The 25,807-nt window shown below is 58.9% G+C and carries 25 protein-coding genes; 15 read left to right on the top strand and 10 right to left on the bottom strand.

Features of this window, described 5'->3' with window-relative positions; genetic code table 11:
- Window positions 1-31: 31 nt before the first annotated feature.
- The 5 genes from AB7M22_RS22395 to dksA form a co-directional block, all read right to left on the bottom strand.
- Window positions 32-1,468, bottom strand: coding sequence for a sigma-54-dependent transcriptional regulator (locus AB7M22_RS22395; protein ID WP_008015096.1), 1,437 nt, complete (start codon window positions 1,466-1,468; stop codon window positions 32-34).
- Between the two features lie 22 nt (window positions 1,469-1,490).
- The gene (locus tag AB7M22_RS22390; protein ID WP_454187812.1) at window positions 1,491-4,445 is read right to left on the bottom strand and encodes a sensor histidine kinase; all 2,955 of its coding nucleotides are present in this window, start codon (window positions 4,443-4,445) and stop codon (window positions 1,491-1,493) included.
- On the bottom strand, window positions 4,429-4,605 hold the full coding sequence (locus AB7M22_RS22385; RefSeq protein ID WP_003176118.1) for a hypothetical protein: 177 nt from the start codon (window positions 4,603-4,605) through the stop codon (window positions 4,429-4,431). Before AB7M22_RS22385 ends, AB7M22_RS22390 begins: the two co-directional genes overlap by 17 nt.
- 77 nt (window positions 4,606-4,682) lie before the next feature.
- Window positions 4,683-5,579 (bottom strand): tRNA glutamyl-Q(34) synthetase GluQRS, encoded by an 897-nt coding sequence (gene gluQRS / locus AB7M22_RS22380; RefSeq protein WP_454188847.1) that lies wholly within the window; start codon window positions 5,577-5,579, stop codon window positions 4,683-4,685.
- 206 nt (window positions 5,580-5,785) lie between these two features.
- Complete coding sequence (gene dksA, locus AB7M22_RS22375) at window positions 5,786-6,226, bottom strand: RNA polymerase-binding protein DksA (protein ID WP_007902025.1); 441 nt, start codon at window positions 6,224-6,226, stop codon at window positions 5,786-5,788.
- Window positions 6,227-6,560: 334 nt separating this feature from the next.
- Between dksA and AB7M22_RS22370 the strand changes: the two genes are divergently transcribed.
- Window positions 6,561-7,733: a pyridoxal phosphate-dependent aminotransferase gene (locus tag AB7M22_RS22370; protein ID WP_008015090.1), complete on the top strand. Its 1,173-nt coding sequence runs from the start codon at window positions 6,561-6,563 to the stop codon at window positions 7,731-7,733.
- Window positions 7,733-8,446: a DNA/RNA nuclease SfsA gene (gene sfsA, locus AB7M22_RS22365; RefSeq protein ID WP_008068517.1), complete on the top strand. Its 714-nt coding sequence runs from the start codon at window positions 7,733-7,735 to the stop codon at window positions 8,444-8,446. Before AB7M22_RS22370 ends, sfsA begins: the two co-directional genes overlap by 1 nt.
- Here the strand turns inward: sfsA and AB7M22_RS22360 are convergent.
- Window positions 8,443-8,760 (bottom strand): Rieske (2Fe-2S) protein, encoded by a 318-nt coding sequence (locus AB7M22_RS22360; RefSeq protein ID WP_063342511.1) that lies wholly within the window; start codon window positions 8,758-8,760, stop codon window positions 8,443-8,445. The two genes, sfsA and AB7M22_RS22360, sit on opposite strands and share 4 nt — an antisense overlap.
- A 163-nt stretch (window positions 8,761-8,923) precedes the next feature.
- Between AB7M22_RS22360 and AB7M22_RS22355 the strand changes: the two genes are divergently transcribed.
- From AB7M22_RS22355 to AB7M22_RS22340, 4 genes are read left to right on the top strand one after another with little or no spacing between them, the layout of a single operon-like run.
- Window positions 8,924-9,796 carry a heme/hemin ABC transporter substrate-binding protein gene (locus AB7M22_RS22355; RefSeq protein WP_454187811.1) on the top strand — a complete coding sequence of 291 codons (873 nt, stop codon included), beginning with the start codon at window positions 8,924-8,926 and terminating at the stop codon, window positions 9,794-9,796.
- Between the two features lie 50 nt (window positions 9,797-9,846).
- On the top strand, window positions 9,847-10,830 hold the full coding sequence (locus AB7M22_RS22350; RefSeq protein WP_454188846.1) for a FecCD family ABC transporter permease: 984 nt from the start codon (window positions 9,847-9,849) through the stop codon (window positions 10,828-10,830).
- Complete coding sequence (locus AB7M22_RS22345; protein ID WP_454187810.1) at window positions 10,830-11,597, top strand: heme ABC transporter ATP-binding protein; 768 nt, start codon at window positions 10,830-10,832, stop codon at window positions 11,595-11,597. The genes AB7M22_RS22350 and AB7M22_RS22345 overlap by 1 nt, the downstream gene beginning before the upstream one ends.
- 21 nt (window positions 11,598-11,618) lie before the next feature.
- The gene (locus AB7M22_RS22340) at window positions 11,619-12,485 is read left to right on the top strand and encodes a ChaN family lipoprotein (RefSeq protein WP_454187809.1); all 867 of its coding nucleotides are present in this window, start codon (window positions 11,619-11,621) and stop codon (window positions 12,483-12,485) included.
- A 268-nt stretch (window positions 12,486-12,753) separates the two neighbouring features.
- Here AB7M22_RS22340 and AB7M22_RS22335 read toward each other — a convergent pair whose 3' ends face one another.
- From AB7M22_RS22335 to AB7M22_RS22325, 3 genes are all read right to left on the bottom strand, one after another.
- Entirely contained in the window at window positions 12,754-13,026 is a 273-nt protein-coding gene (locus AB7M22_RS22335) for a TfoX/Sxy family protein (RefSeq protein WP_007902045.1), read from the bottom strand.
- Between the two features lie 243 nt (window positions 13,027-13,269).
- Window positions 13,270-13,614 carry a pentapeptide repeat-containing protein gene (locus tag AB7M22_RS22330; RefSeq protein WP_008015079.1) on the bottom strand — a complete coding sequence of 115 codons (345 nt, stop codon included), beginning with the start codon at window positions 13,612-13,614 and terminating at the stop codon, window positions 13,270-13,272.
- Window positions 13,615-13,705: 91 nt separating this feature from the next.
- Window positions 13,706-15,262: a bifunctional aminoglycoside phosphotransferase/ATP-binding protein gene (locus tag AB7M22_RS22325; protein WP_454187808.1), complete on the bottom strand. Its 1,557-nt coding sequence runs from the start codon at window positions 15,260-15,262 to the stop codon at window positions 13,706-13,708.
- Between the two features lie 118 nt (window positions 15,263-15,380).
- Between AB7M22_RS22325 and mrcB the strand changes: the two genes are divergently transcribed.
- The 3 genes from mrcB to AB7M22_RS22310 are packed head-to-tail and all read left to right on the top strand — an operon-like array spanning window position 15,381 to window position 18,782.
- Window positions 15,381-17,699 (top strand): penicillin-binding protein 1B, encoded by a 2,319-nt coding sequence (gene mrcB, locus AB7M22_RS22320; RefSeq protein WP_454187807.1) that lies wholly within the window; start codon window positions 15,381-15,383, stop codon window positions 17,697-17,699.
- A 16-nt stretch (window positions 17,700-17,715) separates the two neighbouring features.
- Entirely contained in the window at window positions 17,716-18,447 is a 732-nt protein-coding gene (locus AB7M22_RS22315; RefSeq protein ID WP_454187806.1) for a tetratricopeptide repeat protein, read from the top strand.
- Window positions 18,447-18,782, top strand: coding sequence for a YqcC family protein (locus AB7M22_RS22310; protein WP_007902060.1), 336 nt, complete (start codon window positions 18,447-18,449; stop codon window positions 18,780-18,782). Before AB7M22_RS22315 ends, AB7M22_RS22310 begins: the two co-directional genes overlap by 1 nt.
- Before the next feature lie 6 nt (window positions 18,783-18,788).
- Here AB7M22_RS22310 and AB7M22_RS22305 read toward each other — a convergent pair whose 3' ends face one another.
- A complete protein-coding gene (locus AB7M22_RS22305) occupies window positions 18,789-19,211 on the bottom strand; it encodes a DUF4124 domain-containing protein (protein WP_454187805.1) in 423 nt (140 codons plus the stop codon).
- A gap of 400 nt (window positions 19,212-19,611) precedes the next feature.
- Here AB7M22_RS22305 and AB7M22_RS22300 point away from each other — a divergent pair, with 400 nt between their 5' ends.
- The 6 genes from AB7M22_RS22300 to msrQ all read left to right on the top strand — a co-directional run bounded on the left by AB7M22_RS22300 (window position 19,612) and on the right by msrQ (window position 25,595).
- Window positions 19,612-21,336, top strand: coding sequence for an acetolactate synthase 3 large subunit (locus tag AB7M22_RS22300; protein WP_030130347.1), 1,725 nt, complete (start codon window positions 19,612-19,614; stop codon window positions 21,334-21,336).
- 2 nt (window positions 21,337-21,338) lie between these two features.
- A complete protein-coding gene (gene ilvN / locus AB7M22_RS22295; protein WP_003176102.1) occupies window positions 21,339-21,830 on the top strand; it encodes an acetolactate synthase small subunit in 492 nt (163 codons plus the stop codon).
- A gap of 47 nt (window positions 21,831-21,877) precedes the next feature.
- Window positions 21,878-22,894 carry a ketol-acid reductoisomerase gene (gene ilvC / locus AB7M22_RS22290; RefSeq protein WP_003185459.1) on the top strand — a complete coding sequence of 339 codons (1,017 nt, stop codon included), beginning with the start codon at window positions 21,878-21,880 and terminating at the stop codon, window positions 22,892-22,894.
- 146 nt (window positions 22,895-23,040) lie between these two features.
- Window positions 23,041-23,898, top strand: coding sequence for a CDP-diacylglycerol--serine O-phosphatidyltransferase (pssA, locus tag AB7M22_RS22285; RefSeq protein ID WP_008006914.1), 858 nt, complete (start codon window positions 23,041-23,043; stop codon window positions 23,896-23,898).
- A 63-nt stretch (window positions 23,899-23,961) separates the two neighbouring features.
- Window positions 23,962-24,975 carry a protein-methionine-sulfoxide reductase catalytic subunit MsrP gene (gene msrP / locus AB7M22_RS22280; RefSeq protein ID WP_454187804.1) on the top strand — a complete coding sequence of 338 codons (1,014 nt, stop codon included), beginning with the start codon at window positions 23,962-23,964 and terminating at the stop codon, window positions 24,973-24,975.
- A complete protein-coding gene (gene msrQ, locus AB7M22_RS22275) occupies window positions 24,975-25,595 on the top strand; it encodes a protein-methionine-sulfoxide reductase heme-binding subunit MsrQ (protein ID WP_454187803.1) in 621 nt (206 codons plus the stop codon). Before msrP ends, msrQ begins: the two co-directional genes overlap by 1 nt.
- Window positions 25,596-25,807: the final 212 nt, after the last annotated feature.

Raw genomic sequence — 25,807 nt, 5'->3', positions numbered from 1 at the left:
ATGTGTTACCCGCACATCCGACAGGTGCGGTTCAGCTCTCGCTGGCCACCCCGGTCTTGCGCCGCGGAATGCCCAGGCGCTGACGGCGCTCCCACAGGCATTTGCGACTGACCCCGAGTTTGCGGGCCAACTCGGTTTCGGTCATGTGGTCCTGATGCTCGAGAACGAAATGCTGGAAGTAGTCTTCCAGGGACAAATCTTCGGTCGGTTCGTGGCTGGTGTTACCGGCGCCGTTGCCCTGCTGGGGCGCCAGACCGATGAAGTCATCGTCATCCAGATCGCTCAGTTCGATGTCGATGCCCAGCAGCTCGGCGGAAATCTCCGGGCTCTCGCACAGGATCACCGCACGTTCGACCGCGTTTTCCAATTCGCGAACGTTACCCGGCCAGGAGTAATGCCGAATGGCCTGTTCGGCATCCAGGGCGAACTTCAGATCGGTGCGGTTGACTCGCGCGCTCTGCCGCGCGAGGAATGCAGTGGCAATTTCATTGACGTCCGCGCCGCGCTCGCGCAGGGCCGGCAGCTTCAAAGCGATCACGTGAAGACGGTAATACAAGTCTTCACGGAACTGGCCAATCTTCGCCAGGCTCTTGAGGTCCCGGTGGGTGGCGGCGATCAGGCGTACATCAACCTTCTGCGACTGCACCGAACCGACCCGGCGGATTTCCCCTTCCTGCAACACACGCAGCAGGCGGGCCTGCGCTTCCAGTGGCAGTTCACCGATTTCATCGAGGAACAAGGTGCCGCCGTCCGCCGCTTCCACCAACCCGGCACGCCCGGCACTGGCGCCAGTAAACGCGCCTTTTTCGTGGCCGAACAGTTCGGACTCGATCAGGCTTTCCGGAATGGCCGCGCAGTTCACCGAGATCATCGGCGCCTTGGCGCGTTTGGACAGGTTGTGCAGGGCGCGTGCTACCAGTTCTTTACCTGTACCGGATTCACCCTGGATCAGGACATTGGAATCGGTTGGCGCGACTTTACGGATCTTGCTGTACAGGTCCTGCATCGGTGGGCAGGAGCCGATAATGCCGATTTCGCCGTTACTGTTGTCGACACCGTTTTTCGCGGCGCCATTGCTCGTTTTGCCGACGACCGGTTCACCGCTGGCTTGCGCCGATTGCCGGTCACGCAGGATTCGCGCGACGGCCTGAAGCATTTCGTCGTGATCGAAAGGCTTGGCGATGTAATCCACCGCGCCCATTTTCATGGAGTCGACGGCCGAACGCAGGCTGGCGTAACTGGTCATGATCAGCACCGGAGTGCCCTGGCCAAGTTTGATCAACTCGGTACCAGGTGCGCCCGGCAGACGCAGGTCGCTGACGATCAGGTCAAATGTGGGGATGCTGAAACGCTCTTGTGCTTCCTGCACGGATCCGGCTTCGCTGACCTGGTACTGGTTACGTTCCAGCAGACGGCGCAAGGCGGAGCGGATAATTGTTTCGTCTTCGACGATCAAAATGTGCGGCATTGATTCGATACTCTCGACGGTCTCAGTTCACAGCGGACGTCGCTTCGACATGACGCGGCAAAGTTACCCGGATACGGGTGCCGCGTTGGCTTTGAACATCAGCCGGGCTGTCGATGGTGATTTGTCCATAATGCTCTTCAACGATGGAATAGACCAGTGCAAGGCCCAGACCGGTGCCTTCGCCAGGGTCTTTGGTGGTGAAGAAAGGTTCGAACAATCGGTCCATGATGCTCGAGGGAATACCGCTGCCTTCGTCTTCGACGATCAGATCGACCGTGTGTTCGCCGGCTTCGCTCTTGACTCGTACAGCACTGCCCGGAGGCGAGGCGTCGCGGGCGTTTGAGAGCAGGTTGATCAATACCTGGGCGAGCCGCTGTGGGTCACCTTCGACCCAGTGGTCGGGATCGCACAGATTATAGAACTGTACTTCGAAATTGCGCCGGTTCAAGGCCAGCAGGCCGATGGCATCCTGGGCCACTTCCGCCAGACAGACGGGCTCGTCACTGTGCTGATAACTGCCGGCATGGGCGAAGCTCATCAGCGACTGAACGATGCGTGACACGCGTTTGGTCTGCTCGAGGATCTGCCCACTGATTTCCGTGAGTTCGGCGTCTTCTTCACGCTCTTCGCGCAAGTTTTGCGCGAGACAGGCAATGCCGGTGATCGGGTTGCCGATTTCATGGGCCACGCCGGCCGCCAGTCGACCGATGCTGGCCAGGCGCTCGGAGTGCACCAGTTTGTCTTCGAGCATCTGGGTTTCGGTCAAATCTTCCACCAGCAGCACCAGGCCACTGTTACCCGGCGCCAGCGGCTCATCGATCGCCGCTTTGTGCAGGTTCAGCCAGCGCGTCTGACCGTCGAGGGCCAGGTGCTGTTTGTGCAAATGCTCGTCCGGTAGATTGATGAAGCCTTGCAGCAGCTCTCTCCACGGATCGCCGATGGTGCTCAGGCGCGAACCGACCACACGCTGCGCGGCAATCCCGGTCAGCTCCTCCATGGCTTTGTTCCACATGAGGATTTCCTGATCCTTGGCCAGCGAGCACACGCCCATCGGCAGTTCCTGCAAGGTCTGGCGATGGTAGCGGCGCAGGGCATCGAGTTCGGCGGCAAGACCGGTGAGGCGCGAGTGGTAATCCTCAAGACGGCTTTCGATGAAGTGGATGTCTTCGGTGACGTAGTTTTCGCCGCCAGCCTTGTAGGGCAGGAAGGTTTCGACCATGTCCTGCGCCACGCTCGGGCCCATCAGGCCGGAAAGGTTGGCTTCGATACGGTCACGCAAGCGACGCAAGGCATACGGCCGGCGCTCGTCGAACGGCAGATAGAGGTCACGCAGCGCCTGTTCGACTTCTTTCTGTGCAGCCTTGGCGCCCAATGGTTTTGCAAGCTGCGTGGCGAATTCCTGGGGCGAGGCCGCGTGCAGTTCGCGGCGTTGCGGGCGGCGAACGTTATCCACCGCACAGGCTTCGGCGGCGCTGGCCTCTTCGGGGCTGGCGTTGGTGAACAACGAGATCAGCGTGAACATCAGCACGTTGGCGGCCAGCGAGGCGATTGCTGCCATGTGCCAGCTGGTGTCGTCCAGCACATAAATCATGTTCAGCAGTGGAATGTAGAAGCCTTGCAGATTGCCGACCAGCGGCAGCAGCATAGTCACCATCCACACCAGAATCCCCGCCAGCAGGCCTGCGATGAAGCCGCGACGGTTGGCGGTCGGCCAGTACAGTACCGACAACACCCCCGGCAGGAACTGCAACGTGGCGACGAAGGCGACGATGCCGAGGTTGGCCAGGTCCTGCTCGGCACCCAGCATCAGGTAGAAACCGTAACCGGCCATGATGATCGCGACGATCAGCGCCCGGCGGGTCCATTTCAGCCAACGGTAAATATTGCCTTCGGCCGGCGGCTGATAGAGCGGCAGCACCAGATGGTTCAGCGCCATCCCGGAGAGCGCCAGCGTGGTGACGATGATCAAACCGCTGGCCGCTGACAATCCGCCGACATAGGCCAATAGCGCCAGGGCTTTGTTGTTGGCGGCGATGCCGATGCCCAGGGTGAAGTATTCCGGATTGGTCGTGGCGCCGAGTTTCAGCCCGGCCCAGAGAATCAGCGGCACCGCGAGGCTCATCAACAGCAGAAACAGCGGCAGACCCCAGCTCGCACTGACCAGCGAGCGCGGGTTGAGGTTCTCGGTAAACGTCATGTGGTACATGTGCGGCATCACAATCGCCGAGGCGAAGAACACCAGCAGCAGCGTGCGCCACGGGCCTTCCTGCAATGGCGTGTGCAGGGCGGCGAGGGCGGTCTGGTTTTGCAGCAGCCACAGTTCCAGCTGCTGCGGGCCATCAAACACGCCATACAGCGCATACAGGCCGACGCCGCCAATCGCGATCAGTTTGATCACCGACTCGAAGGCAATCGCGAACACCAGACCTTCATGTTTCTCGCGGGTAGCGATGTGGCGTGAGCCGAAGAAAATCGTGAACAGCGTAATCAGTGCGCAGAAGCTCAGGGCCACGCGATGCTGCACCGGCTCGCGGGTGAGGATGCTGATGGAGTCGGCCACTGCCTGAATCTGCAGCGCCAGCAACGGCAGCACGCCAATCAGCATGAAAATTGTCGTCAGTGCGCCGGCCCAGGTGCTGCGGAAACGAAACGCGAACAGGTCGGCCAGGGACGAGAGCTGATAAGTGCGGGTGATTTTAAGGATCGGGTACAAAAGCACCGGCGCCAGCAGAAAGGCCCCGGAAACCCCGAGGTAGCTGGACAGAAAACCGTAGCCGTACTGATAGGCCAGGCCCACCGTGCCGTAAAACGCCCAGGCACTGGCGTAGACGCCCAGCGACAGGGTGTACGTCAGCGGGTGGCGAATGATCGCCCGGGGGATCATCCCCCGTTCGCTGATCCAGGCCACGCCGAACAGCACCGCCAGGTACGCGGCGCTGATCAGGATCATCTGGGTCAGGCTAAAGCTCATCGGCATCTTTTTGGCTCTGCAGGATGAAGGTCACGACGATCAGGATCAGCCAGAGCAAATAAGGGCGATACCAGGCGCCCGTGGCGTCGATCCACCAATCCATGATGGCCGGGGAGAACAGATAAATCCCCACTACCAGGAGCAGGACCAAGCGATAGATGTACATCCCGGCCTCTCTTTTTTATGCGCGTGCCCGAAAACGTGCGGCGATGGTAACGGATGGGCGCGCCACTGCAAGTGGCATCACTGCAGTTGCGCTTCAGGCAACGTCAGTGTGCGCGGGATCAGCGATGCATCCCAGTGGGTAATCCCCCAGTTCAGCACTTCCCGTGGCGTGGCGTCATTCAGTTCGGTCGCGGGTTTGTGCCCCAGCGCCCGCAATGCGCGCAGCAACAGCGGCGTGGCCTGATCTTCGGTCAGCGGCGGCGAGCGATAGGATTTGCCGAGTTTGTGGCCGTCCGGCTGGGTAATCAGCGGGATGTGCAGGTAGCGCGGTTGCCGCAGGCCCAGCAGTTCTTGCAGATAGAGCTGGCGTGGCGTGGAATCCAGCAGATCGGCGCCGCGCACGATATCGGTGATGCCTTGCCAGGCGTCGTCCAGTACCACCGCCAATTGATAGGCGTAAAGCCCGTCGCGACGGCGGATCACGAAATCACCGACTTCCCGGCCCAGGTGTTGACGGAATTCGCCCTGCACCCGGTCGATGAAGTGGTATTCCAGCTCCGGTACACGCAGGCGGATCGCCGCGTTCTCGGTGCCATGCCCCGCGTTGCGGCAGAACCCGGGATAGATGCCGTGATACGGCTCCAATTGCTTGCGCGAACAGGTGCAAGCGTAGGCCAGGCCCTGATTGAACAGGCGATTGATGACTTCGTCATAGGCCGCGTGCCGGTCACTCTGTCGGACCATGTCGCCATCCCACTCGAACCCGTAGCCTTCCAGCGCCTTGAGAATCGCCGCCTGAGCGCCAGGCTCTTCCCGTGGCGGATCGAGATCCTCCATGCGCACCAGCCAGCGGCCGCCGACCGAACGGGCGTCGAGGTACGAGGCCAGTGCTGCGACCAGTGAACCGAAATGCAGATGCCCGCTGGGCGTAGGGGCGAAGCGCCCAATGTAGGCGGGGGAGGCGATGGTGGTCATAAGAGCGATGTCAGGCTGTTCAATCGTTTTGAGCATGGCTTGAAGCCGCCTTCGCGAGCAAGCTCAGCTCCTACAGGAAATTGCGCTGCCTTTGTAGGAGCGAAGCTTGCTCGCGAAGGCGATTTTAAAGACGCAACAAATCAGCAAATGTCAGAAACAAAAAACGGAGCGTTCGCACGCTCCGTTCTTCGTTCAAGTCGCAAAGATTACTTGCCGACTTGCTTTTCCTTGATTTCCGCCAGGGTCTTGCAGTCAACGCACATGTCGGCGGTAGGGCGGGCTTCCAGTCGCTTGACGCCGATTTCGACGCCGCAGGACTCGCACCAGCCGTATTCTTCGTCTTCGATCAATTGCAGGGTTTTGTCGATTTTCTTGATCAGCTTGCGCTCGCGATCGCGGGCGCGCAATTCGAGGCTGAATTCCTCTTCCTGGCTGGCACGGTCTGCCGGGTCAGGAAAGTTGGCCGCTTCGTCTTTCATGTGATCAACAGTACGGTCGACTTCCTGCATCAAGTCCTGTTTCCACTTGTTCAGGATCTTGGTGAAGTGAGCGCGCATGGGCTTGCCCATGTACTCTTCGCCCTTCACTTCTTTGTAGGGTTCGAAGCCGCTGATCGACTGATTTTGCTGCTTTGCTTGGGTGGGCATGAAATGGACCGCCTCTACTCTTGTAATCCATTGCGCAGGATTGCTCCATCACCGACACCTGCCGGCCCTGCGGCTGCAAGCGGGCGAACTTACCAGATCAAATCGGACCGCGCTACTCCCGGATGTCGAGCCCGCGGCCCGTGGCGCTTACAAAAGATTGCAAAGCCTTGCCTGGTGGCTCTGGAGACCTGATCAATTATTGATTTTAGTCAAACCTGGAGCATACGCTTGAACCGTTTGAGACCAGCGTTATATGGGCTCTGACCGCTTTAGGTTCTCGCTCGTTCCTGTGCTTGGGTAGAATCGGTTCTTTTCCCCGTTGTAAGGAAGGCTAATGGCTCTGTCCTACAGTGCGCGCAGTCGCGCTATCGAACCATTTCACGTCATGGCCCTGCTGGCGCGAGCCAACGAGCTGCAAGCAGCCGGGCACGACGTGATTCACCTGGAAATCGGCGAGCCGGACTTCACCACCGCCGAGCCGATCATCCAGGCCGGCCAGGCCGCGCTGACGGCGGGGAAGACTCGTTACACCGCTGCCCGCGGCATTCCTGAGCTGCGTGAAGCCATTTCGGGCTTTTATCAGCAACGTTACGGGCTGAACATCGATCCGCAACGAATTCTCATCACGCCCGGCGGTTCAGGCGCGTTGCTGTTGGCCAGTGCCTTGCTGGTGGACCCAGGCAAGCATTGGCTGCTGGCAGACCCGGGTTACCCGTGCAACCGGCACTTCCTGCGGTTGGTGGAAGGCGCGGCGCAACTGGTGCCGGTCGGCCCGGACGTGCGTTATCAGCTGACCCCGGATCTGGTTGCGCGTCATTGGGACCACGACAGCGTCGGCGCCCTGGTGGCATCGCCGGCCAACCCGACCGGGACCATCTTGACCCGCGACGAGTTGGCCGGGCTCTCTGCAGCCATCAAGGCCCGCCACGGCCACTTGGTGGTCGACGAGATCTACCATGGCCTGACTTACGGCACGGACGCGGCCAGCGTGCTGGAAGTCGATGACAGCGCCTTCGTCCTCAATAGTTTTTCCAAGTATTTCGGCATGACCGGCTGGCGCCTCGGTTGGCTGGTAGCGCCAGAAGCGGCGGTCGGTGAGCTGGAAAAACTCGCCCAGAACCTCTACATCAGCGCGCCGAGCATGGCCCAGCACGCTGCATTGGCTTGCTTCGAACCCGCCACTATTCAAATTTTCGAGGAGCGCCGCGCCGAGTTCGGACGACGTCGTGATTTCCTGCTGCCAGCCCTGCGTGAATTGGGCTTCGGTATTGCCGTAGAGCCGGAAGGTGCTTTCTATTTGTACGCTGATATCAGCAAGTTCGGCGGCGATGCCTTCGCGTTTTGCCGACATTTTCTCGAAACCGAACACGTCGCGATTACGCCGGGCCTGGACTTCGGTCGTTATCAGGCCGGGCATCATGTGCGGTTTGCCTACACCCAGAGTCTTCCACGCTTGCAGGAAGCGGTCGAACGGATCGCTCGCGGTTTGAAGAGTTGGCAAGGCTGATGCGCTTTCATCCTCCCCTCGAAGAAGGTCGCTTGATTCGTCGCTACAAACGTTTTCTCGCCGATATCGAAACCGTTAGCGGCGAGTTGCTGACCATTCACTGCCCTAACACCGGTTCGATGCTTAATTGCCAAGTCGAAGGCGGGCAAGTCTGGTTCAGCCGTTCCAACGACCCCAAGCGTAAATTGCCCGGCACCTGGGAAGTCGGGGAAACCCCGCAAGGGCGGTTGTTCTGTGTAAACACCGGGCGCGCCAACGGTTTGATCGAGGAGGCGTTGCGGGCCAATGTCATCACCGAGCTGAACGGCTTTACCGAACTGAAGCGCGAAGTGGCCTACGGTCAGGAGAGCAGCCGCATCGATTTCCGTCTCGATTACCCGAGCGGGCCAGCGTATGTGGAAGTCAAAAGCGTCACCCTGGGCTTCGATGGCTCGTTGGTGGCGGCATTTCCCGACGCAGTCACCCAGCGTGGGGCCAAGCATTTGCGGGAGTTGGCGCATTTGGCCCGGGACGGGATTCGTGCCGTGCAGTTGTATTGCGTGAACCTGACCGGCATCGACTCCGTGCGTCCTGCTGAAGAAATCGATTCGGCCTATGCGGCTGCGTTACGTGAAGCGGTGGCGTGCGGGGTCGAAGTGCTGGCGTATGGCGTGCACTTGACCCACGAAGAGATGGTGGTCGATCGGCGGCTGGAAGTGCTGTTAAACGGTTAGAGCGTGACCCAGATCCCTTGCTCGTCTTCGTGGCAGGGGATGGTGGTCAGGGATTGCCCGGCGCACGGGCCGGCGACGCATTCGCCGTCTTCGATCAGAAACAATGCGCCGTGGGTGGCGCATTGGATCAGGCTGTTGCTGGGGTCGAGAAACTGATCGGGCTTCCATTCCAGTCCGACGCCCCGGTGCGGGCAGCGATTTTCATACACATACACTCGGCCACCCCGGCGCACGGCCAGAAGCTTCTGACCGTCGACGTCGAAACCGCGACTGCTGGCGTCAGCCAATTCGGCGCCTGTGCAAAGAAGCTTCATGTCTATCCTCAAAGCCCACAGCTCGTGACCAGATATGTCCGAGCTTGACGTTCAAATGCAAACAATTATCAAATGGCCGTTCGCCCACGGGGCGATTGCCGGATGCCGAGGATACTTGGCTTGTCATCTCGATGCCCGGGAAACCCTTTAAAGGAAGCTGTTTATGCGCCTGAGTACCCGCGTTGCTGCGCTCTGTGTCGGCCTGCTCGTCAGTCACCAGGCTTGGGCAACCGAGTTGCCGCAACGTTGGGTCAGTGCTGGTGGTGCCTTGTCGGAATGGGTCAGCGCACTGGGCGGTGAGTCGAAACTGGTGGGTGTCGATACCACCAGTCAGCATCCCGAATCGCTGAAGACACTGCCGAGCATCGGCTATCAACGGCAACTCTCGGCAGAAGGCGTTCTGAGTCTGCGCCCGCAGATCCTGGTGGGCACCGAAGAAATGGGGCCGCCACCGGTGCTTTCACAGATTCGCAGCGCGGGCGTTCAGGTCGAACTGTTCTCGGCCCAGCCAGATTTGCCGACGTTGCAGGGTAACTTGCAGCATTTGGGCAAATTGTTGGGGGCTGAAGATCGTGCTTCGCAAGTGTTTTTGACTTATCAACAGCAACTCGATCAGCAACAAGCGCGGGTCAGTCAGGCGCAACTCAAACACAAAGCGCCGGGCGTATTGCTGCTGTTGGGCCACGCGGGCGGCAAACCGTTGATTGCCGGTAAAGACACCGCCGCCGATTGGTTGCTGCGACAGGCCGGTGGCCACAATCTGGCAACCCATACTGGCTACAAACCGTTTTCTGTCGAGTCCCTGGCCAGTCTCAATCCCGAAGTGCTGGTGTTTGCCGACCGTGCGCTGACGGGCGATGCGGCGCGGGCGGCGCTGTTCAAGGAGAATCCGATCCTCTCGTCCACCCGCGCGGCCAAGGACGGGCGAGTCATGGAGCTGGACCCGACGTTGTTGGTGGGGGGGCTGGGGCCACGGTTGCCGGAAAGCCTGATCAGGCTGTCTGACGAGTTCTATCCCGGTACGACCGGCCAATGACTTTTCTGGTTAAACCCCGTGCGCTATTCATTGGCCTGAGCCTGCTGTGTTTGCTGGCGATCTGGTTGTCGTTGGCGTTGGGGCCGGTGAGTTTGCCGTTGTTCGATACGTTGCGTGCGGCGTTGCGGCTGATCGGTGTACCGATCGCTCCCGATGGGCTGGAGCAGGCGGAGCTGATCCTCGGGCAGATTCGCTTGCCACGAACCTTGCTGGGCTTGGCGGTGGGCGGCGTGCTGGCGCTGTCCGGCGTGGCAATGCAGGGCTTGTTTCGCAATCCGCTGGCCGATCCGGGATTGGTGGGGGTCTCCAGTGGCGCGGCATTGGGCGCCGCCATCGCGATTGTCGGTGGATCGGTGTTCGGCGGTCTGCCTGAATCCTTCGGGCCTTATCTGTTGTCGGTGTGTGCGTTTCTCGGCGGGTTAGGCGTAACGGCGCTGGTCTATCGACTGGGGCGGCGCAATGGCCAGACCAACGTCGCCACCATGCTGCTGGCCGGTATTGCATTGACTGCCCTGGCCGGCTCGGCGGTAGGGTTGTTCACCTATCTGGCGGATGACGCGACCCTGCGCACCCTGACGTTCTGGAACCTGGGCAGCCTTAACGGCGCCAGTTATTCACGACTTTGGCCGTTGCTACTGGTGAGCACCGGTGTGGCACTGTGGTTGCCGCGTCGGGCCAAGGCCTTGAATGCATTGTTGCTCGGGGAGTCGGAGGCCGGTCACCTGGGTATCGATGTCGAAGGCCTTAAGCGCGAACTGGTGTTCTGTACGGCGCTGGGCGTCGGTGCGGCGGTCGCGGCAGCGGGGATGATCGGGTTTGTCGGCCTGGTGGTGCCGCATCTGGTACGGCTGCTGGCCGGCCCCGATCATCGGGTGCTGTTGCCGGCGTCGGTATTGGCGGGCGCCAGTCTCTTATTGTTTGCTGATCTGGTGGCGCGACTGGCCCTGGCGCCGGCCGAGTTGCCGATCGGGATCGTCACGGCCTTCATCGGCGCACCGTTCTTTCTGTATCTACTGCTCAGAGGGCGTGCCTGATGTTGCGAACGCAGAACCTGCAAATCCGCCGCAGTCGAAAGATTGTTCTCACCGACATCACCCTTGAGCTTAAACCGGGCGAAGTCCTCGGCGTGCTGGGCCCCAACGGTGCCGGTAAAAGCACATTGCTCGGCGCCCTCTGCGGCGAATTGCAGGCGGACCACGGCAGTGTCTGGCTCGATGAGCGCGAACTGAGTCATTGGGCCGGGGCGCAGCGAGCCCAGCGTTTGGCGGTGTTGCCGCAGGTGTCGACCCTGGATTTTGCCTTTCGCGTCGAAGAAGTGGTCGGCATGGGCCGTTTGCCTTATCAAAGCGGCCGGGTCCGGGATGACGAAATCGTCGCCGCCGCGCTGCACGCGGCTGATGCGCGGCACCTGAGTGGACGCAGCTATCTGGCGCTGTCTGGCGGTGAGCGTCAGCGGGTGCATCTGGCGCGGGTGTTGGCGCAGCTCTGGCCGGGGGAGGCGGGGCAAACATTGTTGCTCGATGAGCCGACATCGATGCTCGACCCGCTGCATCAACACACCACTCTGCAAGCTGTGCGCGAATTCGCCGATCGTGGCGCTGCGGTGCTGGTGATCCTGCATGATCTGAATCTGGCGGCACGCTATTGTGATCGTCTATTACTGCTCGAAGGTGGGCGTCCCGTGGCGCTGGATACGCCGGAGCAGGTGCTGCGCCCGGAACCACTCAAGGCCGTGTTCGGGTTGGAAGTACTGGTGCAGCCGCACCCGGAGCGTGGGCATCCGCTGATCATCGCCCGCTGAGCATTTCATCGAGGTGAAAACATGCGTGTGATGGTGATCCTGGCTGTGCTGTTACTGAGTGCCTGTCAGCATGTGCCGGTAGTGCCGCCACCCGTCAGCGGCGAGATCCGGGACTTGCGCAGCGGTCAAACACTGACGGCGCAGGAACTGCTTGCACGGTTAGCCCAGCCTTCGCGGTTGATCGTCGGCGAGCAGCATGACAATCGTGATCACCATCAACTGCAATTGTGGTTATTACAGGCGCTGGGTGAGCGGCGGCCCCAAGGCAGTCTACTGCTGGAAATGCTCACGCCGGATCAACAAGTGCGCGTCGATCATGTTAAGCACTCTTCACCGCTACCCGCTGACTTGCCCAATGCATTGGCCTGGCAACCGGGTTGGGAGTGGAATCTGTACGGGCCGATCGTTGGTTTTGCCCTGACTCAGCCGTACCCGTTGCTGGCGGCCAATCTGGATACGCTTGAAATCCGTACTGTCTATGCCAAACCGCCGACATTGAGCGGTTCGCGTTTCAATACCCCGATGGTCAAAGAGACGTTGCTGGCACAAATCAGCGATTCACATTGTGGCTTGCTGCCCACATCGCAAATGCCCGCGATGCTGGCCGTCCAGCAGCAGCGTGATCGGCGGATGGCCGAGCGATTACTGGCCGCACCAACGCCTTCACTGCTGTTTGCCGGCGCGTACCACGTGCGTAAGGATGTCGGGGTGCCGATCCATGTGCTGGATCTGGATGAGCCCGAATCGCCGATGGTATTGATGCTGGCGGAGCAGGGCGCTGAGATCACGCCGGCCATGGCCGATTACGTTTGGTATACGCCCGCCACGCCACCGCAGGATTACTGCGCGCAAATGCGTAAACAGTTCGGCAAGCAGTCAGGGCAGTAAAATCTGGCGAGTTTTCCACAGGCAAAAAAAGACCCGGCAAGAGCCGGGTCAAATAACCGTGATTAGCCTGATGAGGAGATAATCTGAGAGTCCGAACCAAGGGCTTTTCAGAATATCGACCAGTCTCGCGACCAGTTGTGATAATCATAGCGATTCTCATTACCAAGTCAACCGCTGATTTTCAATTTCTGTGGATCTCACCAGTTCCCTTGGTGAAGGCCCTGCAATCATTGGTCTTCAGGCTGTGTGCGTAAGCGTAATTACCCGTTCAAATCTTGTGGCGTGACGAGATAGCGTCCAGCTGTTTGTTCAGGGCTTCCTTGCGTTCGGCGGGAATGTCGTTCCAGTGAACATCCATCAGTGCGCCTTCGATCGCATACAACAACACCTTGGAAGCCCGAAAACCGCGCGTGCGCACGGCCCGATAAGCATCCACAGCTCCCAGCCGACGCAAGTCCGAGGCACTGTGGATGCCCACGGCGTGCAGCCATTGCGCCGACGTCTTGCCAAGATTTTTCAGGTGTTGCAGTTCATCATTCATCAAGCCTCCTTGCGACAGCCGAACGGTGCGTGGGCGAGCCTCTCAGCAGTGTAGCCATCAGTAGGAAAAGCGTGATTGTTTGGTCGGTTTCGACGCAAAAGCTTCTAAGAAACAGGCTCAAGAAGGGGCGTGAAAAGGCTGCGAGTGCAGTCGGAAGAAGGGCGGAGGATTGAGTTTCAGGGTAGAAAAAAAGTACAGAGTCCAGCGCAAAGCAGGGGCGCCGGACCTGGTAGAACGTCGCTTTTAGCGGGTGCGATAACGCAGTCGCGTACCGAAATTCATCGACATCAGAATCTCATCGGCACTCAGCTCTGGCGGGAAGTAGGCGCCGGAGATCTGCGCGTGGGCCAGGCTCGCCCCTTCCAGGGAAGCGTTGCGAAAGTCGATGCCGCGCAAGTCGGCAGAGCGGAAATAGGCATCGGTGAAGTCGACGCCGTCGGCGTTCAGTTCACGCAGATCGAGACCACGGAAGTCGCCACCGACCATGTCGATAGGTCCATCTTTCGGGCGTTCGTTGTTAAAGCCTGTGATGTCGTCTTTGTGCAGCAAGGCATAAAGCGGGGTGTCGAGAAGTTTCGGCTGGCTCATGTCACATCACCTGATGGTTTTATGACGCCAGTATAGTGCCACTATTTGACAGCCGTGAAGCCGATGAAGGCTTCACGGTTGAAATAGTTTCTTACAGGCCTGGCAGACGTTGGCGAATCTGCGCAACGACGGTATCGAGCGTGCCACTTTCATTGGTCTGGACGCGTTTGCTGCACAGAATTTCTGCTGGCGTCAGGGCCTCGCGGCTGGCTTGTTGGGCGGCGATAACGGTCAGGTTGGCGTCGGACGGATCGTTATTGTCTGCCTGACGTTGCTTCAGCCAGCTCTCGATCACCGCTTGCGGTGCTTCGCAGTCGAGGATCAGGAACGGCGCACCCGTGGCTTCGGCGATTTTTGCCGCGCCGTCGCGTTGGTCGCGCTTGAGGTACGTGGCATCGACCACCACCGGGAAACCGGCACGCAGAATGACATCGACAACTTCATGCAGGCGGCTGTAGGTGGCAGCGCTGGCGTCAGCACTATAGATGCCAGCCTGCGGGTCGTTCGGTACGGTTTGCTCGCCGAACATACGCTTGCGCTCGACGTCGGAACGCAGGCGAATGGCGCCGAGGGCTTCCACCAGGCGCATGGCCACGTGACTCTTGCCGACGGCGGAAACACCGTGGGTAATCGCCAGGAAGCGCGAAGGAATGGTGCTGTAGCTTTCCGCCAGGTTAGCGTAGTTGCGGTACTGACGCAGAGTAGTGGCGCGCTGCACCGGATCGGCCTCGGCGGGCATGCTGAACAGGCTGACCTTGGCGCGAACCAGTGCGCGGTAGGCTTTGTAGAAGTTCAGCAGCTCAAGGCCCTGATAGTCGCCGGTCAGCTCCAGGTATTGGCTGATGAAACGGCGTGCCAGGCTCTTGAGGCCACGGTCTTCCAGGTCCATGGCCAGGAAACCGGTGTCGGCGTAAACGTCAGTGAAGCGGAACGGTTCGTTGAACTCGATGCAGTCGAAGATCACCACGTTGCCGTCGATCACGGTAGCGTTGCCCAAGTGAATGTCACCGTGGCATTCACGAATGAAACCGTCGGCCTTGCGCTGGGCGAACAGCGGCTTGAGGCGTTCGAAGCTGCTTTCGGCCCAGGCTTGCAGTGCATCGAGTTGCAGCAGATCGGCCTTGTCGCTGAGGAACGGGCGGATCTGTTCGAAGTTCTGCCGTACCGGCGCCATCACGCTGTCCGGCGTGCCAGCTTCATGTTCGGCAGGTACTTTTGGCGCGCTGAGGTGGAATTGAGCGATTTGCGCGGCCATCTCGTCGATGTGCGTGGTGGTCAATTCGCCGTTGGCTTGCAAGGTGCTGAGCAATTGGCTTTGTGGGAACTGACGCATTTTCAGGGCGTAATCGACAACCGAACCCTCGCCACCCAGTTGTGGCGCCTCGGCGCTGCCAGTAATCGGCAACACTTCAAGATACAAATCATGGGTCAGGCGCTGGTTCAGACGCAGTTCTTCAGCGCAAAAATGCTCGCGCGCCTGGAGGCTGGTGAAATCGAGGAAGCCGAAATTCACTGGCTTCTTCACTTTATAAGCATAGGGGCCGGTGAGCAGCACCCAGGAAATATGGGTCTCGATGACCTGGAACCCTTCTACGGGATGCGGGTAGAGGGCCGGGTTTTGCAGGGCAGCGATCAGGGACTGGCTCACAGGCGATCCTTCAGAGTCTGGGGAAAATTCAAGGCCGCCATTATGGCCGCAAGTCCGCCCGACGCAAACCTCAGCGGGCTTCTGTTGAGTATGAATAAAGTGCGTATAATCCGCCGCCATGACTCGAACTCGATCCCCCCGCACCCCAAAAAAACCACCTTCCAGAGGCATGCGCCCCTGGCTGGGCTGGGCCCTTAAACTCAGCCTGGTCGGCCTTGTGGTGCTTGCCGGGTTCGCGGTTTACCTCGACGCAGTGGTCCAGGAGAAGTTCTCCGGCAAGCGCTGGACCATTCCGGCCAAGGTGTACGCGCGCCCGCTTGAACTGTTCACTGGCCAAAAGCTGAGCAAGGAAGACTTCCTCACCGAGCTCGATGCCTTGGGCTACCGACGCGAAGCCGTCAGCAACGGCCCCGGTGCGGCGGCGGTCAATGGCAATACCGTCGACTTGAATACCCGGGGCTTCCAGTTCTATGAAGGCATGGAGACGGCTCAGCCCGTGCGCGTGCGGTTCTCCGGCGATTACGTGGCCGAGCTTTCGGCGACCAACGGTTCGAAGCTTTCTGTGGTGCGACTGGAGCCGCTGCTGATCGGCGGGATTTACCCGAAAAACCTTGAAGACCGCATCCTGATCAAGATCGATCAGGTTCCGCCGTATCTGCTCGAAACCCTGGTTGCCGTAGAAGACCGGGATTTCTACAGCCACTGGGGCGTGTCGCCGAAGTCGATTGCCCGAGCCATCTACGTCAACACCTCGGGCGGCAAGATGACCCAGGGCGGCAGTACGCTGACGCAACAATTGGTCAAGAACTTCTACCTCACCAGCGAACGCAGCCTGACCCGTAAGCTCACCGAAGCCATGATGGCGTTGTTGCTTGAGTTGCATTACGACAAGCGCGAAATTCTTGAGGCTTACCTCAATGAAGTGTTCGTCGGCCAGGATGGTCAGCGCGCGGTGCACGGTTTCGGCCTGGCCAGCCAATTCTTCTTCGGGCAGCCATTGTCCGAGCTGAAACTGCATCAAGTCGCTTTGCTGGTGGGTATGGTCAAGGGGCCGTCCTATTACAACCCGCGTCGCAACCCTGAGCGGGCGCTGGAGCGGCGCAATCTGGTGCTCGATGTTCTAGCGGAACAAGGCGTTGCCACCGCCGAGCAGGTTGAGGCAGCGAAGAAAATGCCACTGGGTGTGACCACTCGCGGCAAGTTGGCCGACAGCTCGTTCCCTGGCTTCCTCGACCTGGTTAAACGTCAGTTGCGCGAAGACTACCGCGACGAAGACTTGACCGAAGAAGGTCTGCGGATCTTCACCAGTTTCGACCCGATCCTGCAGATGAAGGCCGAAGCATCGGTCAACGACACGTTCAAGCGTCTGTCCGGGCGCAAGGGTTCCGATGAGGTTGAAGCGGCCATGGTCGTGACCAACCCGGAAACCGGCGAAGTCCAGGCCATGATCGGTAGTCGTCAGGCGAGTTTTGCCGGCTTCAACCGGGCGCTGGACGCGGTACGACCGATCGGCTCGTTGATCAAGCCGGCGGTTTATCTGACAGCCCTTGAGAAGCCGAGCCAGTACACGCTGACCAGTTGGTTGTCGGACGACTACTTCTCGGTCAAAGGCGCGGACGGTCAGGTCTGGAAACCGCAGAACTATGATCGCCGTTCCCACGGTACGGTGTTCCTGTATCAAGGGTTGGCGCATTCCTACAACCTGTCGACCGCGCGTCTTGGCTTGGCGGTGGGCGTACCGAATGTCTTGAAGACCCTGGCGCGCCTGGGCGTGACGCGGGAATTTCCGGCGTTCCCGTCGATGTTGCTGGGTGCCGGCGGTATGACCCCGATCGAAGTGGCGACCATGTACCAGACGCTCGCCAATGGCGGGTTCAATACGCCGATGCGCGGGATTCGCAGCGTGCTGACTGCCGAGGGCGAACCGCTCAAGCGTTATCCGTTCCAGATTCAGCAGCAATTCGATCCGGCGTCCATTTACCTGATCCAGAGCGCCATGCAACGGGTCATGCGTGAAGGTACGGGCAGCTCGGTTTACAACGTGTTACCAAAAACCCTGACCCTGGCCGGCAAGACCGGTACCAGTAACGATTCGCGGGACAGCTGGTTCGCCGGTTTCAGTCAGGATCTGCTGGCAGTGGTCTGGCTGGGGCGCGATGATAACGGCAAGACGCCGTTCACCGGTGCCACCGGTGCGTTACAGGTGTGGACCAGTTTCATGCGCAAGGCCGATCCGCTGCCGCTGGACATGCCGCAGCCAGACAACATTGTTCAGGCCTGGGTCGATTCACGCACCGGGCAAGGTTCTGAAGGCAGCTGCCCAGGCGCGGTGCAGATGCCGTATATTCGCGGCAGCGAACCGCCTCCCGGTGCTGCTTGCGGTGGCGAAAGCCCTGCAGAATCGGTGATGGATTGGGTCAAGGGCTGGATGAATTAAGCGAAGAGGGTTTCAAGTGAACAAGTGGTTGATTCCAGCAGTGACCGCCGTGGCTTTGCTCAGCGGCTGCTCCACCGTACAGCGTGGTTCGATTCCGGTTGTGGATGCCGGCAGTGCCGTTTCGAACAGTGAACGGATACAGGCGAATGGCGGTTACCGTCAGACGACGGTAAAACGTCCTGCACAAGCCCAGACTCAGGCAATCCCGCAAGGTGACACTGGCGTTGTCGTGATGGTACCGGGTGGTGGCGCGGTTTCCTCGGCCCCGATCAGCACTTCGCCGATTACCCCAGGCCCGATCACTCCGGGGCCGATCGATACCTCGCCGGTTCAGTCGGCACCGATCAATCAGGGCAGCTACAGCATGCCGTCGACGCCGAGCGGGATTCCTTCGAGTTCCGGCGGCCTGTCTGCCGATGAGCAACTGGACGGTCCGGTCCTGGCGTTGTTGACCACTGCCCAGCAGCAACAGGCCAGCGGCGACCTTAATGGTGCGTCTTCGAGTCTCGAGCGCGCCCAGCGTGTCGCGCCGCGTGAGCCGCAAGTACTTTATCGCCTGGCCCAGGTACGTATGGCCCAAGGCGATGCGGCACAGGCCGAGCAATTCGCTCGTCGTGGTTTGACGTTCGCCAGTGGTCGTCCGGCCCTTCAGGCCAGCCTGTGGGAATTGATCGCCCAGGCTCGTGAGAAGCAGGGTGACTCCGCCGGTGCAGCGTTGGCTCGTCAGAAGGCCAAGGTCTCGCTGTGATGGATGCACGCTTCCCGAAGATTGCCGAGCAGTTGCTGTTGATCGAGCGCGAACTGCGTGTCCAGGGCTGGTGGGACGAAGTCGCGCCGTCCGCTGAAGCGCTATCCAGTGTCGAGCCATTTTCGGTGGATACGCTGGATTTCGAGCAATGGCTGCAATGGATTTTCCTGCCGCGCATGAAAGCGATCCTGGAGCAGGATCTGCCCTTGCCGAACGCGTCGGGTATTCAGGAGATGGCCGAAATGGTCTTCGCCGCCCGCAACGTCCAGGGCAAGGACCGGCAGCTTCAGGTCTTGCTCAAAGAGTTCGACCTGTTGATCACCGCCTCCCGCTGACTCCTTCTATTGGCAGTTTTTCACAATCTGTTTCTGTGCTTCGGTGATGCGCTCCTGACGTTGTTGGTCGGTCAGGCGGCGCATCTCACCCTCGACATCCTCCCGTAGTCGCGGATTATTCTGCAGTTGAGCCAGGTTCGTTCGGGCCTGTTCGCAGAATACTTTTAGCTGGTCTTGCTGCTCGGCGACCTGCTTTTTCACTTTGTTGTCGATGGCCCGTTGATCGCCTATGACGTTGCTGCGCGGCGGCGCGCTCGGTTTGCCGACGGGCGGGGCGGGTGTCACCACGAGGGTCGGCTCCTGGCCTGGGGGTGGTTGCGCATCGAAATGAGTAACGCCCTGGGCATCGACCCATTTATAGATCTGACCCGCCATGCACAAAGGGCTCAGGCTGATCAGCAAGCCGGCGGTGAAGAAGAACGTTCGCATGCCATTTCCTTGTCATGGGTGCGCAATCGAAGCTAACACAGTTGCGGTTTAAAGGTTTTTTCTTGCGTTCTCATGCGCTTAGTTCGAATAAAGCACATTGACGGCTTGACTTGCGATGGGCGAAACAGAAGAATCCAAAGTCCGCTGTAGAGGGACTGCCAGAAGCAGACCCACTCGGTAGATCATGAGGCGCACATCCGCGCCGACCTGTTACACCCGCAACGCGTTACCTCGCGCTGGGTGGGAAAGGCCCGCAACACTTGGGACGTTCCCAATACTTGCTCAGTCAGTGCTGACGTAGTCGGCGACCACCGTCGCTCATGCTCTGCCGAGAAGTAAACCTATTAAGACCCGTCCTCATGTATGTGGACGGTATTCTGGCGTTTTAGAGGTGAACAACGTGGAGCTTTTATCTGGCGGTGAGATGCTCGTCCGCTTTTTGCGTGACGAAGGCGTCAAATATATCTACGGGTACCCGGGCGGTGCTCTTCTTCATGTCTACGATGCCCTGTTCAAAGAACCGGAAGTGACCCACATCCTGGTTCGTCACGAGCAGGCTGCGACCCATATGGCCGACGGTTATGCCCGTGCCACCGGTAAAGCCGGCGTGGTACTGGTGACTTCCGGTCCGGGCGCAACCAACGCCATCACCGGTATTGCCACGGCCTACATGGACTCCATTCCGATGGTGATCATTTCCGGCCAGGTGCCTAGCACCATGGTAGGTACCGATGCATTCCAGGAAACCGACATGATCGGTATCTCCCGGCCGATCGTGAAGCACAGCTTCATGATCAAGCATGCGTCGGAAATCCCGGAAGTCATGAAGAAGGCGTTCTACCTGGCGCAATCCGGTCGTCCTGGTCCGGTCGTTGTCGATATCCCGAAAGACATGACCAACCCGGCCGAGAAGTTCGAATACATCTTCCCGAAAAAAGCCAAGCTGCGTTCCTACAGCCCGGCCGTTCGCGGTCACTCCGGGCAAATCCGCAAGGCAGCCGAAATGCTCCTGGCGGCCAAGCGTCCTGTGCTTTATGCAGGCGGCGGCGTGATTCTCGGAGGTGGCTCCGCGCCGCTGACCGAACTGGCAAAAATGCTCAATCTGCCAGTGACCAATACCCTGATGGGCCTGGGTGCCTACCCTGGCACCGACCGTCAGTTCATTGGCATGCTCGGCATGCACGGCAGCTACACCGCCAACCTGGCGATGCACCATGCCGATGTGATCCTTGCAGTCGGCGCGCGTTTCGATGACCGCGTGATCAACGGCCCGGCCAAGTTCTGTCCGAATGCCAAGATCATTCACATCGACATCGACCCGGCTTCGATTTCCAAGACCATCAAGGCAGACGTGCCTATCGTCGGTCCAGTCGAGAGTGTCCTGACCGAAATGGTCGCGATCCTCAAGGAAATCGGCGAGACCCCGAACAAGGAGTCCGTTGCCAGCTGGTGGAAGCAAGTCGATGAGTGGCGCGGCGACCGCGGCCTGTTCCCTTACGACAAGGGCGACGGGAGCGTGATCAAGCCGCAGACCGTGATCGAAACCCTGTGCGAAGTGACCAAGGGCGATGCCTTTGTGACCTCCGACGTGGGCCAGCACCAAATGTTCGCTGCGCAGTACTACACGTTCAACAAGCCAAACCGCTGGATCAACTCCGGTGGCCTGGGCACCATGGGCTTCGGTTTTCCGGCGGCCATGGGCATCAAGCTGAGCTTCCCGGATGACGACGTCGCCTGCGTAACGGGCGAGGGCAGCATCCAGATGAACATTCAGGAACTGTCGACCTGCCTGCAATACGGTTTACCGGTGAAGATCGTCATTCTGAATAACGGTGTACTGGGTATGGTTCGCCAGTGGCAGGACATGAGTTATGGCAGCCGCCACTCGCACTCCTACATGGAATCGTTGCCTGACTTCGTCAAGCTGGCCGAGGCCTACGGTCACGTTGGCGTGCGCATCACCGAATCGAAAGATTTGAAGTCGAAGATGGAAGAGGCGTTCGCCATGAAAGATCGCCTGGTGGTTATCGATATTTCGGTCGACACCAGCGAGCACGTCTACCCGATGCAGATCAAAGACGGCTCCATGCGCGATATGTGGCTGAGCAAGACGGAGCGTACTTAATCATGCGGCACATTATTTCCTTGCTTCTGGAAAACGAACCGGGCGCTCTGTCTCGTGTAGTCGGCCTGTTCTCGCAGCGCAACTACAACATCGAAAGCCTGACCGTGGCACCCACCGAAGACCCGACTCTGTCGCGTCTGACGCTGACCACTGTTGGCCATGATGAAGTCATCGAACAGATCACCAAGAACCTGAACAAACTGATCGAAGTGGTAAAACTGGTCGACCTGTCGGAAAGTGCTCACATCGAGCGCGAACTGATGCTGGTCAAGGTCAAGGCCACCGGCGCCCAGCGCGCCGAGATCAAGCGCACCACCGATATTTATCGTGGGCAGATCGTTGATGTCAGCGCTAGCGTGTATACCGTTCAATTGACCGGTACCAGCGACAAGCTCGACAGCTTCATTCAATCGATCGGGACTGCCTCGATTCTGGAAACCGTACGCAGTGGCGTCACCGGGATTGCCCGCGGCGACAAAGTACTGAGCATCTAAACCAAATTAGCGAATGGCCTGAAGGGCCAGATATAAAGGGGAAATTCATGAAAGTTTTCTACGATAAAGACTGCGACCTGTCGATCATCCAGGGCAAGAAAGTTGCCATCATCGGTTACGGTTCCCAGGGCCACGCTCAAGCGTGCAACCTGAAAGACTCCGGCGTTGACGTTACTGTTGGTCTGCGTAAAGGTTCGGCTACTGTTGCCAAAGCTGAAGCCCACGGCCTGAAAGTGACTGACGTTGCTTCCGCCGTAGCGGCTGCCGACCTGGTCATGATCCTGACCCCGGACGAGTTCCAGTCTGCCCTGTACAAGAACGAAATCGAGCCGAACATCAAGAAAGGCGCCACCCTGGCCTTCTCCCACGGTTTCGCGATTCACTACAACCAGGTTGTGCCACGTGCTGACCTCGACGTGATCATGATCGCGCCGAAAGCTCCGGGCCACACCGTGCGTTCCGAGTTCGTCAAAGGCGGCGGTATCCCTGACCTGATCGCTATCTACCAGGATGCTTCGGGCAACGCCAAAAACGTTGCACTGTCCTACGCCGCTGGCGTTGGTGGCGGTCGTACCGGCATCATCGAAACCACCTTCAAGGACGAGACTGAAACCGACCTGTTCGGCGAGCAAGCCGTTCTGTGCGGCGGTACCGTTGAGCTGGTAAAAGCCGGTTTCGAAACCCTGGTTGAAGCTGGCTACGCGCCGGAAATGGCCTACTTCGAATGCCTGCACGAACTGAAGTTGATCGTTGACCTCATGTACGAAGGCGGTATCGCCAACATGAACTACTCGATCTCCAACAACGCTGAATACGGCGAGTACGTGACCGGTCCGGAAGTGATCAACGCCGAATCCCGTCAGGCCATGCGCAACGCCCTGAAACGTATTCAGGACGGCGAATACGCCAAGATGTTCATCAGCGAAGGCGCCACCGGCTATCCTTCGATGACCGCCAAGCGTCGTAACAACGCCGCTCACGGTATCGAAATCATCGGTGAGCAACTGCGCTCCATGATGCCGTGGATCGGTGCCAACAAGATCGTCGACAAAGCCAAGAACTAAGTCCCGAGCTTGTACGGAAAACGCGGCCTAGGCCGCGTTTTTTCGTTTGGATCCGTCGGTTCTGGTATAAAGCTGCATTGTTTGTGGCCGAACCGTCGTCCCAGACACCTGTCGAAACTTTCCACCCCGTTGCAAGGTAAATGTCCATGAGCGAACGTCCCGAAGAGCCAAAGCAGGCTTCTGACGCCGAAAGCCTTCTGCCCATCGATGAACACATCGAAGAAGGGCATGACGCTGAAGGCCGTAAAGTCCGGCATCGTGGTATCTATCTTCTGCCGAATCTGTTCACCACTGCGAACCTCTTCGCAGGGTTTTATTCCATCATCAACTCGATGAGCGCCCAGAGTGCCTTGAGTGCAGGTGATGCCATCGGCGCGAGCAAATATTTTGCGTTTGCCGCGATCGCGATTTTCGTCGCCATGGTACTCGACGGCCTCGACGGTCGCGTTGCCCGTATGACCAATACCCAAAGCGCTTTCGGTGCCGAGTATGACTCGCTGTCAGACATGGTTGCCTTTGGTGTGGCGCCGGCATTGCTGGCATTCGGCTGGGCCTTGGGCGATATGGGCAAGGTCGGCTGGATGGTCGCCTTCATCTATGTAGCGGGGGCGGCGTTACGCCTGGCGCGTTTCAACACTCAGGTCGGCACTGCAGACAAACGTTACTTCATCGGTCTGGCCAGCCCGGCTGCCGCCGGAGTGGTCGCGGGCATTGTCTGGGCATTCAGCGACTACGGCATTCAGGGTTCCAAGATGTCGTTCCTGGTTGCACTGATGGTTGCCGCCGCTGGCATGCTGATGGTCAGTAACATCAAGTACAACAGCTTCAAGGAGCTGGACTTGAAAGGGCGCGTTCCCTTTGTCGCGATCCTCGCAGTGGTATTGGTATTCGCCGTTGTGTTCAGTGATCCGCCGCGTATCCTGCTGCTGGTTTTCCTTGCCTATGCGGCTTCCGGGCCGGTGCAGTACCTGCTGCGCCTTCGTCGGCACAAAAAAGCCGAGTGATGTAATTTCCCTCATACTCCGCAGTCTATGGGTGCATCTGTCCTCCAAAGCTGCGGAGTTGTCATGCTGATCAAAGTCCCCAAAGCGTCTGACTGTCATGAGTCGGACGTCACGCCTGAATCCCTCTACCTTTCTCGTCGCAGTGTATTAGGTGCCGCCGTTGCAGGTTTGGCTGCGAGCAGTCTGCCGCGTTGGGCGAGTGCCGACGATGTTGCGCGTTATGCTGATGTCGAGCCTGGCAAGGCGCCCTCCTGGTTTGCCGAAAAGCTTCCTTCTACCAAGTGGGGGGCGGTCAACGTCAAGGACGAGGCGATCACACCTTTCAAGGATGCGACTCACTACAACAACTTCTATGAGTTCGGTACCGATAAAGGTGATCCCGCGGCCAATGCCGGTGCGCTGAAAACCGAACCCTGGAGCGTGGTGGTGGACGGGGAGGTGGGGAGGCCGGGGCGGTATGCGCTGGAAGACTTCATGAAGCCTTATCAACTGGAAGAGCGTATTTATCGTCTTCGCTGTGTGGAGGCCTGGTCGATGGTCATTCCGTGGATAGGTTTTCCCATTTCGGCGTTGCTCAAGGAAGTAGAGCCGACGTCCAAAGCCAAGTTCATTCGCTTCGAAACCTTGCAGGATCCCCAAACTATGCCCGGGCAGCGTTCCGGTTTTGCCCTGATCGACTGGCCTTATGTAGAAGGGCTGCGTCTGGATGAGGCGATGAATCCGTTGGCGATTCTTGCTATGGGCATGTACGGGCGTGAGTTGCCCAATCAGAACGGTGCACCGCTGCGTCTGGTGGTGCCTTGGAAATACGGCTTCAAGAGCATTAAATCCATCGTGCGGATCAGCCTGGTCAGTGAGCAGCCGAAAACCACCTGGCAGAGTATTGCTTCGGATGAGTATGGCTTTTATGCGAACGTGAACCCGACAGTCGATCACCCGCGCTGGACCCAGGCACGAGAAAGGCGTTTGCCGAGCGGTCTGTTCAAGCCCAACGTGCGGGACACGCAAATGTTCAATGGTTACTCGGATGAAGTCGCTTCTCTCTATTCAGGGCTCGATCTGCGGAAGAATTACTGATGCGATATCCGTTCTGGCGTATTGGCGTCTTCATCGCTGCAGCGATTTGGCCGCTGTTTTGGTTGTATCAGGCTTGGGGGGATATGTTGGGTCCAGATCCGGGCAAGGTACTGGTTGACCGTCTAGGGCTGGGGACGCTTGTACTGCTGCTGATTACATTAAGCATGACTCCTTTGCAGAAGCTCACCGGTTGGCCGGGATGGATAGCTGTCCGACGGCAGTTGGGGTTGTGGTGCTTCGCTTATGTGGTTCTGCATTTGAGCGGTTACACCGCTTTCATTCTTGGCTTTGATTGGTCGCAGTTGGGTATCGAGTTGCGCAAGCGGCCGTACATTATTGTCGGGGGCCTGGGGTTTCTCTGTTTGTTGGCATTGGCTGTTACCTCCAATCGCTACAGTCAGCGGCGTTTGGGTTCTCGCTGGAAGAAGTTGCATCGGTTGGTCTATGTGGTTCTCGGGCTCGGATTGCTGCATATGTTGTGGATCGTTCGTGCCGATCTGAAGGAGTGGGCGATCTATGCTTCTATAGGTGCGTTGTTGTTGGTGTTGAGATTGCCGCCTGTAACCCGCCGGATTCCACGTTTAACAGCCAAAAAGGCACCTTCTGCAAGAAAAGCGTAATTAGAGGTTGACGGCAGATTCTGGAAGTCTATAATTCGCCCCACTTCCGGCGCAGTCGAAACCGAAAACTCCTTGGTAAACAAAGAGTTACGCAGTTTTCGGCAGCGGTTACGTTTCAGTTCATCGAAGCCAGAAGGAGTTGGTAGGGCAGTGTGTTTTTGCCTTATTGACGGTTCGATCATCTCGGTCGAAAGCGGAGAAAAAGAGGTGTT

It is taken from the genome of Pseudomonas sp. ADAK2 TE3594 (genome assembly GCF_053628675.1).
This window is presented reverse-complemented; position numbering and strand designations above follow the sequence as displayed.